The 11,092-nt window shown below is 66.9% G+C and carries 10 protein-coding genes and 1 pseudogene; all 11 read left to right on the top strand.

Features of this window, described 5'->3' with window-relative positions:
• The first annotated feature begins 100 nt into the window (after positions 1–100).
• The 11 genes and pseudogenes from AB0M99_RS36760 (at position 101) to AB0M99_RS36710 (ending at position 10,740) form a co-directional block, all read left to right on the top strand.
• The gene (locus AB0M99_RS36760; RefSeq protein WP_365928457.1) at positions 101–397 is read left to right on the top strand and encodes a lactococcin 972 family bacteriocin; all 297 of its coding nucleotides are present in this window, start codon (positions 101–103) and stop codon (positions 395–397) included.
• 144 nt (positions 398–541) lie between these two features.
• On the top strand, positions 542–2,656 hold the full coding sequence (locus AB0M99_RS36755) for a hypothetical protein (RefSeq protein WP_365928454.1): 2,115 nt from the start codon (positions 542–544) through the stop codon (positions 2,654–2,656).
• Positions 2,657–2,694: 38 nt separating this feature from the next.
• Positions 2,695–3,327, top strand: a complete 633-nt coding sequence (locus tag AB0M99_RS36750) for an ATP-binding cassette domain-containing protein (RefSeq protein WP_365928452.1) — start codon at positions 2,695–2,697, stop codon at positions 3,325–3,327.
• Positions 3,328–3,417: 90 nt separating this feature from the next.
• Positions 3,418–3,522, top strand: a pseudogene (locus AB0M99_RS36745) (IS3 family transposase); the annotation flags it as partial.
• A gap of 290 nt (positions 3,523–3,812) precedes the next feature.
• On the top strand, positions 3,813–4,532 hold the full coding sequence (locus tag AB0M99_RS36740) for a serine hydrolase (protein WP_365928450.1): 720 nt from the start codon (positions 3,813–3,815) through the stop codon (positions 4,530–4,532).
• A 127-nt stretch (positions 4,533–4,659) separates the two neighbouring features.
• Complete coding sequence (locus AB0M99_RS36735) at positions 4,660–5,388, top strand: response regulator transcription factor (protein ID WP_365928448.1); 729 nt, start codon at positions 4,660–4,662, stop codon at positions 5,386–5,388.
• Positions 5,388–6,890, top strand: coding sequence for an ATP-binding protein (locus tag AB0M99_RS36730; protein WP_365928446.1), 1,503 nt, complete (start codon positions 5,388–5,390; stop codon positions 6,888–6,890). Before AB0M99_RS36735 ends, AB0M99_RS36730 begins: the two co-directional genes overlap by 1 nt.
• Positions 6,891–7,032: 142 nt before the next feature.
• Positions 7,033–7,566, top strand: a complete 534-nt coding sequence (locus tag AB0M99_RS36725; protein ID WP_365928443.1) for a hypothetical protein — start codon at positions 7,033–7,035, stop codon at positions 7,564–7,566.
• On the top strand, positions 7,563–8,816 hold the full coding sequence (locus AB0M99_RS36720) for a peptidoglycan-binding domain-containing protein (protein WP_365928441.1): 1,254 nt from the start codon (positions 7,563–7,565) through the stop codon (positions 8,814–8,816). Before AB0M99_RS36725 ends, AB0M99_RS36720 begins: the two co-directional genes overlap by 4 nt.
• Positions 8,813–9,526 carry an ABC transporter ATP-binding protein gene (locus AB0M99_RS36715; RefSeq protein WP_365928439.1) on the top strand — a complete coding sequence of 238 codons (714 nt, stop codon included), beginning with the start codon at positions 8,813–8,815 and terminating at the stop codon, positions 9,524–9,526. The genes AB0M99_RS36720 and AB0M99_RS36715 overlap by 4 nt, the downstream gene beginning before the upstream one ends.
• Positions 9,523–10,740, top strand: a complete 1,218-nt coding sequence (locus AB0M99_RS36710; protein WP_365928437.1) for an ABC transporter permease — start codon at positions 9,523–9,525, stop codon at positions 10,738–10,740. Before AB0M99_RS36715 ends, AB0M99_RS36710 begins: the two co-directional genes overlap by 4 nt.
• Positions 10,741–11,092: the final 352 nt, after the last annotated feature.

Here is an 11,092-nt window from a genome sequence, read left to right as displayed (position 1 = left end):
GCCATACCAATTTTTTGCGTTGATCTTGGGTTTAGGTCTCTGCATCATTGGGGCTCGTTCCCGATCTTGAAGTGGATCGGGCCAAGGAATGGAGCCAAACATGCAGGTCAGCAACCGTCTGAAGGCCGCCGTCGCGGCCGGCGTCATCGTCCTGGGCCTCGCCACCCCCGCGATGGCACAGACCGTAGAGGTCAGCGGTGGCAAGTGGAGCTACGGCACCAACAGCAACGACCAGGTCTACTCGAACTTCTACCACGACAAGAAGTGCCACGGTTCGTCCGTTAAGGGCAAGTACTTCGCGCAGAGCGGCGACGTCAAGGCCGGCATCACCTCCTTCGCGTCTGCCGCTGAGGCGGCCTGGGGCAACGAGTCCTACTACCGCTCCAGCTGTGGCTGACACCTAGAGTTGCGGATCTATCCGTAGCCGCGCCCGACTACCTGGGGTCCGTACATCGGCCCTCCGGCAGTCGGGCTCTTCGGCTTTAACCGGCGATAGCCGCCTTACCGCACAAATCCCCCACACTCTCAGCCTAGGTAGTCGATGCTGCACCGAGGTATCAAATTCATCTACGCCGCCGTCTTCGCGTTCTCCGCACTGGTGGCGTTCCTGTTCGTGCGCGGACTCGACGAGGACTGGGTGCTCGGCCACTCAGCTGTGGTCTGGGTACTGGATTCCGACGACTCGACCAGCGGCTCACAAGTCGCTCGTGAAATCGCGAAGTTCGTCGCCGATCACCAGATATCCGTGGCCCGCGAAGTACCCGACCTCAAGGACCCCGACGGTCTTCGGCACCTGTACGCCGCTTCCGGCGACCCGCGCTCAGAGGTCACCTCGTGGCTGCAGCAGGGCTACCCGTCCTTCGGCCGGGACTACCAGACCAAGGTGCACCAGCTCGCCAACATCGGGCAGCGGGATCCACGGGGCTACTACTACGTGTTCGGGCCTTCAGGCTCCGCGGACGCACTGGTCGCCAAGTTCAAGGACCTCGGCCTCCAAGCCAGTACGCACCATCCCCTCTCCGTCGAGGAACTTGCACCCCTCTACACCGACTCAGTACTCGGCTTGTCTCTCCTGGTCGTAGCTCTCGCCGCCATGACGATGACCGGCGCAAGCGTCCTGCTCAACGCGAAGTCCTACGGAGTGCTCCGCCTGCAGGGCAAATCCTTCACCGGCATCCTCCTGCGCGATCTGCGACAGCTCACCAGGTTCGCCGCGATCGCGGCCACGGCGGTGGCCGCCCTGGTCCTGATACTCCTCAGCCTCTACAACAAACTGGCATGGCTGGGCCTGTTCACTTCGGCGACGCTGGCCGTCGCCGGCCTGCTGATCGTTCTGATCCTGGCGACCCACGCCGGCATGCTCGCCCTCACATTCCGGACCGACGTCCTTCGCGCGCTCAAGGGCGAGCTGCCCGCACGCGCAGCATCTGTCTCCGCCTACCTGGTTCGGATCCCCGCGCTCCTGCTCGCTCTCAGCATCGCCACCTCGGCCGTCCTGGCGGGCCAAGATGTTCTGGCCCGCCAAGACAGCCGCGAGGTGTACGCCAAGGTCGGCGACACGTCGGCTATCCGTCTCAACGGCAGCCTGGCTGACGACGAGATCAAGCCGATGCAAGAGCGTGTGGGCAGATGGCTGCGCCGCAGCGACGCCAAGGGCGACCTCATCGTTGCCGGACGACGCGAGCTCCGCGACATCGCCCCCGGCTCCGGGCTGCCCCAGGGCGAGATGCTCATCGTCAATGAGACCTTCCTCACCGAGCAGTCCGTCCTCGATCCGGCCGGCAAGCGGTACACGGCCGCGCCCCGGAACGGCAAAGCCGCAGCTGGCCAGCAACTGAAGCTGATCGTGCCGGAGTCTCTCGCCCAGCACACCTCCACTCTCGCCGAGCAGGTCCCGGGCATCCTGAGCCCAGCAGATCCGCAGCGCATCCGTTTGGATCAGGTGGAGTCCTTCCCTGCGAAGAGCGGCCAGCGTGTCTTCGGCTACAACCCCGGAGACCAGGCACACACAGCTGCCCTCAACGCCAAGGAGGACCGTTCGATCGTCACCGATCCAGTCCTCCTCGTGATCCCCAACGGCTCGGCCTACCTCACTGACAACGCCTACACCTCGTTCGCCACTCAGGGCGGAGTCGTCTTCCCCGACCCCGCCGACATCCAGACCGGCATCGAGGCGAACAAGCTGCAGAGCGACGTGATCGCCATCAGGCCCATCGGCCAGAACGCGGCTCTGCAGATGCGTGACGCCGTGAATGACTTCAGGCTGCACCTGTTCAACCTCGCAGTAGCCGTGATCGTGCTCGTCATCACGGGCGTCGGCGTGTGCATCGTCTACTCGCGCAAGAACGCCCAGGCCATCTTCGTCAGGCACATCAGCGGCTGGAAATTCACCGCGAACCACCGCTCAGTCCTCGCCGTAGAAGGAGCGCTCGCCATCCTCCTGGCTGGCTGGCTGCCCTACCAGGTCTGGCAGCAGAACCAGGACCTAGAAGAGTTCAAGGCCATGGGAATGCCCGCACCCACCGCAGCGGCGCAGCTCAGCACACTGGACATGGCCCTCGCCGGCGGGCTGGTCGCGATCGAGGTCGGTGCCGTCCTGCTCGCCCTGGCAGCCTTCCACGGGCGCATCGTCAAGGAAGGAGCGACCGAAGGATGATCCCCGCCCACACCCCTTCGAGCAGCAGGAGCAACAGCATGATTGACATCAAGAAGCTTTCAAAGTCCTTCGGCCCCCGGACTCTGTGGACGGACGTCAACCTGACGGTCAAGGGCGGCGAAATGCTCTCCCTGATCGGACCCAGCGGATCAGGAAAGTCCACCCTCCTCAACTGCCTCGGACTCCTCGAGGCACCCAGCAAGGGCGCGATCCTGCACGAAGGAACAGACATCACCCGCTTCAACCCCCGCCAGACCCGGCGGTTCCGCCGCGACGTACTGGGCTACCTCTTCCAGAACTACGCCCTGATCGAGAATGCCACCGTCGCCGCCAACCTGGAAGCCGCGGTCAAGCCCCAGCGGACATCGAAGAACACCGCACGTGTCACCACCAGCGAAGCCCTCGAACGCGTAGGACTCGCCGGACGGGAGAAGGAAAAGATCCACTACCTCAGCGGTGGTGAACAACAGCGCGTTGCTCTCGCCCGGCTCATGGTCAAGCAGCCGGCCATCGTCCTGGCAGACGAACCCACCGGCGCGCTGGACCACGCCAACACCATCATGGTCGTCGACATCCTGCGCGGGATGAGCGACGCGGGATGCGCCGTCGTCATCGCGACGCACAACGACTACGTACGTGACCGCTGCGACACCGTCTTCACCGTCAACTAAAATCCTTCCCGGCCATCGGCCCCCCTGCTACACCGCAAGCAGGGAGGCCGATCCGGTTGACGTGGATCATCAAGTAGAGCCGGTGGGACAAGCCACTACAACCGGCGCCGTCGGCACTCCGCCCTCGGCTACCTCACACCAGCCGAGTTCGAACAGCAACTGATCACATCACGTACGCTGTCACTCGCCGCATGAAACCCGGTGTCCACTCCCCGGGATCAACCTCACAGGGTGCCCACAGCTGTGATTCGTAGCGTCGCGGCATGGTTGGATCAGGATCTCGCCGACGCCCAGGCCGCCTCACACGAAGTGGTCGGCTCCTCATCGTGACTGGTGTCGCTGCGCTCATCGGTTTCGTCGCTATCGGTACAGGGAAGCTCGGGTATCCGTCCGGGCGTACGACTGCCCTGTCTGGGGTTTCCGCCGCGACACCTACACCCGTCCCGAGCGCCGAAGCCCCGGAGGCCCGCCCGCCGGAGGCTGACTTGGATGATCTGCTGGCGGCTGAGCTCAGTCGATCGGCACCGACCCGCGACCTGCGGATCTCGGTGGCGGTCATGGACTTGGAATCGGGTGAGCGCGGGGTGTTCGGAAGGGGTAAATACGACACCGCGAGCATTGTCAAGGTCGACATCCTGGCCACGTTGCTGCTTCAGGCCCGGGATGGTGGACGTACGCTGACCTCGCGTGAACGCACACGGGCCGCGAACATGATCCAGAACAGCGACAATGCGGCGACCGACGTTCTGTGGGATGCCATAGGCGGTGCGGCAGGCCTGGATGCCGCCAACGAACGCATTGGGCTGACCGCCACATCCGCTGGCCAGGACGGGCGCTGGGGCCTGACCCAGACCACAGCCGAAGATCAACTTGTACTCCTCGACGCGATCTTCGGGACCGAGTCAGTCCTGCTCCCAGCGGACAGGGAATTCATCGAGTCCCTCATGGAGCGAGTTGCGGTCGGTCAGGACTGGGGTGTCTCCGTAGCCGATTCCAGCGCCGCCCTGAAAAACGGCTGGCTTCCCCGCACCGCGACCGGTCTCTGGGACATCAACAGCATCGGCCGCGCGCAGGTCGACGGCCGTGACTGCGTCATCGCCGTCCTCTCCGACGGCAGCCGCACTCAGGCGGACGGCATAGCACTCGTTGAGACCGCAGCCCGGGCCGCCGCGGCAGCCATCGGTTCCACAGCAAGCGCACGGTGACGCTCGTCACCTCTCCCAGCCGTCACGTGCGGAACCCTGGTCCACCCACGGCCTGGGCCGGTGATCTCCAGTACAACGTGCAGCCAGCTCTCAGGTTCCTTTGAGATTGGTGCGATACGGATGAAACATGACTGAATCCGTGCCTGTCCGGCCCACCGTGCTGGTCGTCGACGACGAGCCGAACATCTGTGATCTTCTGTCCCAGACGTTGCGGCTGGTCGGCTTCGACGTCGTCGCGGCGGCGACCGGCTTCGACGCCCTGACGGCCGCCGAGCGTGCTCAGCCGGATCTCATCGTTCTGGACGTGATGCTCCCCGATCTTGACGGGTTCGAGGTCGCGACACGGCTGCGGGCGACCGGGCAGGATTTTCCGGTGCTGTTCCTCACGGCCCGGGACTCGACGGACGACCGGATCAGGGGGCTCACGGCCGGCGGCGACGACTACGTGACGAAGCCCTTCAGCCTGGAGGAGATCATCCTGCGGATCCGTGCGATTCTGCGCCGGACGGGGTCTGCCACCGGGACGAACCCTCATGCGGCGCCCGACCCGGTGCTGCGCTACGCGGACCTGGAGCTGGACGAGGACCGGCACGAGGTACGCAGAGGAGGCCGGCTCGTCGAATTGTCGCCGACGGAGTTCAACCTGTTGCGCTTCTTGCTGGAACACCCGGGACGGGTGATCAGCAAGGCGCAGATCCTGGACCGGGTGTGGTCCTACGACTTCGGCGGCGACAGCCGGATCGTGGAATCATACATCTACTACCTGCGCAAGAAGCTCGACTCCACGGGCCCGCAGCTCATCCACACCGTCCGGGGTGTGGGGTACACGCTGCGCCTGCCGCGCGGAGAACGGTGATGCGCCGGTGGCGACACTGGACTCTGCGTTCGCGCCTTGTCGTGGTCAGCGCGGGTCTGACCGCTCTCGCCCTCATCGCCGCGAACACCGCGGGGGTGATCCTGCTGCGCTCGTACCTCGTCGATCGGATTGACCGGCAGCTGTCGATTCCCGCGATGGGAGGGCAGCAACAACGGCTGGTGAACAGCCTTTCCCACCGTGCACTGGACAGTGGCCCCGTCCAGCCTCCAGGTGACTCGTTCCTGTCCGGGGTGTTCGGCGGCGATTCCCGGATCTACGTGTACGACGGCGGCGGGGAGCGGGCCGTGTATCCGGAAGCCTCCCCGCAGGCCGGTCCCATCCTCCCGGCGGCCGGTGAACTGTCCGAACACACCGGTGGGCCGTTCACGATCCCCGGTCAGGGCGGCAGCGCCGACTGGCGCGCTGTCGTCAAGCCAGTGGAGCCGACCACCGGCCTCGAGAACGGCGGGTACATCGTCACGGCCGTCTCGCTGGCCCAGGTGGAGCAGACGACGGAGCGGCTCATGCTGATCGACGCGGCCGTCGTCGCCGGCGCTCTCGCACTGCTGGGGGCTGGGGCTGCGTACCTGGTCCGAGTCGGGCTGCGGCCGCTGACCCGGATGGAGGCCACCGCCGGGTTCATCACGGCAGGAAACCTCTCCCAGCGGGTATCGGATGCCGACCCCCACACCGAGCCGGGCCGACTGGGCGGGGCGATGAACGCCATGCTCGGCCGCGTGCAGAACGAGATCGCGGCCCGCACAGCATCGGAACAGAAGCTGCGCCGCTTCCTCGCGGACGCCTCACACGAACTGCGCACACCCCTGACGTCCATCCGCGGCTTCGCCGAGCTCTCCCGGCGCGGAGGCGACCCCGTGGACGCGATGCGCCGCATCGAGGCCGAGGCAGCACGCATGGGCGTGCTCGTGGAAGACCTTCTGACGCTCGCCCGGCTCGACGAGCAGCGCGAGCCGCAGAGACTGCCCGTCGACGTCCTGGAACTCACCCTGGATGTGGCACGCGCCCTGCACGCCCGCTCCACGAGCCGTGTCCTACGGATCCTCGACCTTGAGGAAACCGGCAGGCTGATCGAGCCTCTCACCGTCACGGGTGATCCGCTGCAGCTGCGCCAGGTGCTCGGCAACCTTCTGGCCAACGCCGACCGCCACACCCCGCCCAGCGCGCAGATCACGATACGGATCGGCTCCAGGCGCCTTGACGAGCTGGGTCCGGCGGTGGCGTCCGCGGGCTTCCTGCAGCACGCCGACCGGCCTGCCGCTGTGATCGAGGTCGCCGATTCGGGCCCGGGTGTGCTACCGGGGCACGCCCCGTACGTGTTCGAGCGTCTCTACCGCGCCGACCCGGCACGTACCGGCGGTGGTGCGGGACTGGGGTTGTCGATCGCCGCGGCCATCGTCGACGCGCACGGCGGCCGACTGGATCTGGCCGCCCAGCAGCCGGGAACGGGCGCGACGTTCCGCGCCATCCTGCCGATGCCCTGAATCGCCTCGGATTCCCAGGGGGCTTCGAGGTTGGGCCCAGCGTCCGCTGAAGCTGTGCTGCCAGCATCGCCATGCGCCGGCCGCGCCTGGGCGGACGGCTTACGGAATCAAGGGAGTGGTGAGGATGCGAGGGGTAGTCAGGGTGCGTGCACTGACACTGCCGGCCGCCGCGATCGTGGCGATGGGGCTGCTGACGGCCTGTGGCGGTACGGACACCAGCGCTTCGAAGGTGGCCTCCGTCAGCGGTGAGGGCGGTGCCGCCGACGGTAGCGCTGTGAACAAGAGTGATGCCGAGCAGTCGCAGGAATTCGTCGCCTGTATGCGTGAGAACGGCGTCGAGATGGAGGACGCCGACCCGGAGACCGGAAAGCTGAACCTGCAGTCAGTCATGGGTGGCGGCGCGAACTCCGACGCGCTGCGCAAGGCAATGGAAGCCTGCCGGGACAAGGCACCGCAGGCGATGAAGGACCGCGGGGGCCAGGGAAACCCGGACGCCGCGCAGCTGGAGAACATGAAGAAGTTCGCCGCGTGCATGCGCGATAACGGCGTCGACATGGACGATCCCGGCCCCGAGGGCTTCGACCGGTCGGCTATGAACATGAGCGACCCCAAGTTCCAGGATGCCATGGGTGAGTGCCGCGAGTTCCTCGGCGGCATGATGGGAGGCGCGAAGTGACCCTCCACGAAAGCACCGAGAGCCTGGTGCCGCTGGACGCCGGCGAGGTGAACGGCCCCGGCGGTCAGGCCCCTACAGGCGTTCGCCGCAGGAGGCGCCCCCTGCGTACGTCCCTTATCGCTGTCGCGGTGGCGATCGTCGCGGCTACAGGCGTAGCCGCCGCGACCGGCGCCCTGGGCGGTGACAGCGGCGCGAGCCCCTCGGCCACACCATCCGGCCCGCCCAAGACCGCGAAGGTCGAGACCACCTCACTGACGCGTACCGAGACCGTCAGCGGAAACCTCGGCTACGGTGACGCCACCGCGGTCCAGGCCCCGCCCTCCGCTGCCGCTACGTCCGGTGAGTCGGCCTCGGCCCAAGGATCGACCTCCAGCGGAGGCAAAAGCAGCGGTACCGGGGTGCTCACCTGGCTGCCCCCCGAGGGCGACGTCATCAAGCGAGGGGCAACCGTCTACAGCCTCGACGACCGGAAGGTCCCGCTGCTGTACGGCTCGACACCGCTCTACCGCACGATCCAGTCGGGCAGCGAGGGCAAAGACGTGAAGCTGCTCGAGGAGAATCTCTCCGCTCTCGGTTACACCGGCTTCACCGTGGACGAGGAATTCACCGACGCCACAGCCGCAGCTGTCAAGAAGTGGCAGGAGGACCTGGGGCGTGAAGAGAGTGGCACCGTCTCACCGGGTGATGCAGTGGTGGCAACAGGAGAACGGCGCGTGGCCGATGTCAAGGCCACCACCGGGGGCTCACCCAGCGGGGACATCCTGACCTGGACCGGCACCGAGCGCATCGTGACCGTCGACTTGGAGGTGAAGTTCGAGGACCTCGTCGACGACGGGACCAAGGCCACCGTCAAACTTCCCGACGGCACCAAGGTCGATGCCACCGTCGAGAACATCGGCACCGCGGCCACCGCCGCTCCGGCCACCGGAAACGCCGCCGGGTCCACAGGATCGGCGAATTCAGCAGATGCCACGCTCCCGGTCAAACTCGAGGTCAAGGACCAGAGCAAGCTGGGCCGCTACCAGGCAGCCCCCGTCGACGTCACCTTCGAGGCGGAGACCCGCAAGGACGTCCTGGCGGTACCGATCAACGCTCTGGTCGCCCTGCGCGAGGGCGGCTACGCCCTGGAAACCGTAGGCGCCAAGGGCATCGAGTACCTGCCGGTCGAGCTCGGCATGTTCGCCGGCGGACTCGTGGAAGTCTCCGGCCAGGGCGTCACCGCCGGCCTGGCCGTAGGAGTACCAAAGTGAACACCTCAGCCCCGCCGGTCATCGAACTGACGGGCGTCACCAAGACTTACGGAGATGTCGCCGCCCTCGCGGGCGCCGACCTTCTCGTCGAGCGCGGCGAACTCCTGGCCGTTGTCGGACCCTCCGGCTCGGGCAAATCCACCATGCTCAACATCATCGGCACACTCAGCCGGCCCACAACCGGGACCGTGGCCATCGACGGACACGACATCGCCGCCCTCAGTGACCGCGAACTCTCCGCGCTGCGCGCCGACACCATCGGATTCGTCTTCCAGCAATTCCATCTCGCCCCCGGAGTCCCCGCACTCGACAGCGTCGCCGACGGACTGCTCTACAGCGGCAAACCCCGCAGCGAACGGCGCAGGCTCGCGGAGCAGACCCTGCGCCGGGTGGGCCTGGGCCACCGCCTCCACAACGAGCCCCATCAGCTGTCCGGCGGAGAGAAGCAACGCGTCGCCATCGCCCGCGCCGTCCTCGGCGATCCGCCGCTGCTGCTGGCCGACGAGCCGACCGGCGCACTCGATTCCCGCTCCGGCGCGGTCGTCATGGAACTCCTGCACGAACTGCACGATTCCGGCACCTCCGTCGTGATCATCACCCACGACCGTGACATCGCAGCATCCCTGCCGCGTGAAGTCCGCATCAAGGACGGGCACATCGAACACGACTCCGCCCTGGCGGACCAGGCTTTCGAGAGGGCAGGGACATGACCACATCAGCCCCCCCTAGGCCCCGCCCGAAGGCTGCCCGTCTGAGCCCGTCCGACGTCCTGCGGGTCGGCGGTTCCGGCTTGCGCTCCCGCCCGATGCGCGTGTTCCTCTCCGCCCTCGGCATCGCCATCGGCATCGCCGCGATGATCGGCGTAGTTGGCATCTCCACCTCCTCCAGCGAGGAACTCAACCGCAAACTGGACGCACTGGGCACCAACCTCCTCACCGTCTCGCCCGGGCAGTCCTTCGGCGGAGGCGACGCACACCTGCCCGACGAATCCGTCGACATGGTCGCCAGGATCGGCGCCGTCGAATCCGTGTCGGCCGTCGGCAAGACGGACGCCAAGGTCTACCGCAGCGACCGCATCCCCAAACAGGAGACCGGCGGCATCGGCGTCTACGCGGCCCGCACCGACCTGCCCGCAACCGTGGGCTCGCACACCGCGACCGGACAGTGGCTCAACGCCGCCACCGGCAAGTACCCGGCCGTCGTCCTGGGCACCAAGGCAGCCCAACAGCTCGCAGTCTCTACAGCCGACCCCGACACCCAGGTGTGGTTGGGGGATCAGTGGTTCACCGTCGTCGGCATCCTCAATCCCAACGAACTGGCCCCCGAACTCGACTCCGGCGCCTTCGTCGGCTGGGAAGCCGCACAACGCGAACTGGACTTCGACGGCTACCCCACCACCATCTACACCCGGGCTGACGGCGCGGCCGTCACCGACGTCCAAGCCGTGCTCGGAGCCACCGCCAACCCCGAAGACCCCAGCTCGGTGGAAGTTTCCCGGCCATCCGACGCCCTCGCCGCCAAAGCAGCCACCGATGACACCCTCAGCGGACTCCTCCTCGGGCTCGGCGCCGTAGCACTCCTCGTCGGCGGTGTCGGCGTTGCCAACACCATGGTCATCTCCGTACTGGAACGCCGGGCCGAGATCGGACTGCGCCGATCGCTAGGGGCCACCCGCGGCCAGATCCGCACCCAGTTCCTGTGCGAATCCCTGCTTCTGTCCGCCCTCGGCGGCGCTGGCGGCGTACTCCTGGGCATAGCAGTCACGGCGGGCTACGCCACCTACCAGGGCTGGCCCACCGTCGTACCCGCCTGGGCCATGGCCGGAGGAGTCGGTGCCACCATCATCATCGGCGGCCTCGCCGGCTTCTACCCCGCGGTACGAGCCGCACGTCTGGCGCCCACCGAGGCACTAGCCGCCTCTTGAGACTGGTGCCCCCTGCCCACATCCCCCGAGGCAGGGGGCGCCTCACCACTACAGCACGCACCCACTGCATCTCCCCCTCCTGCAGGGCAGACCCTGAACGGTGGTGCAGCTGGGCGCATGGCATCCGGGGAGCCCATCGGCCACGCTGAGTTCCGTGCATGGTCGGCAAACTGGGCCAGAGACCGGGAAGCCCGTTCCGGAGGCGGCCGAGGATCTGGGTATTCAGCCCGGGATGCTGCACAGCCGGGTGCGGTGGGACTACGTCAACCGGCCCTTCACCGCGCCCAGGATCTCCGGCGGCTCCCTATGCCCCGGCACCGTGAACGCGGACGCCGGTGACGCGTCCGTCCTG

The sequence above is a fragment of the Streptomyces sp. NPDC051183 genome, assembly GCF_040682455.1.
Taxonomy (GTDB): Bacteria; Actinomycetota; Actinomycetes; order Streptomycetales; family Streptomycetaceae; genus Streptomyces.
The sequence above is the reverse complement of the archived record's forward strand: the minus strand, read 5'-3'. Positions and strand labels throughout refer to the sequence as shown.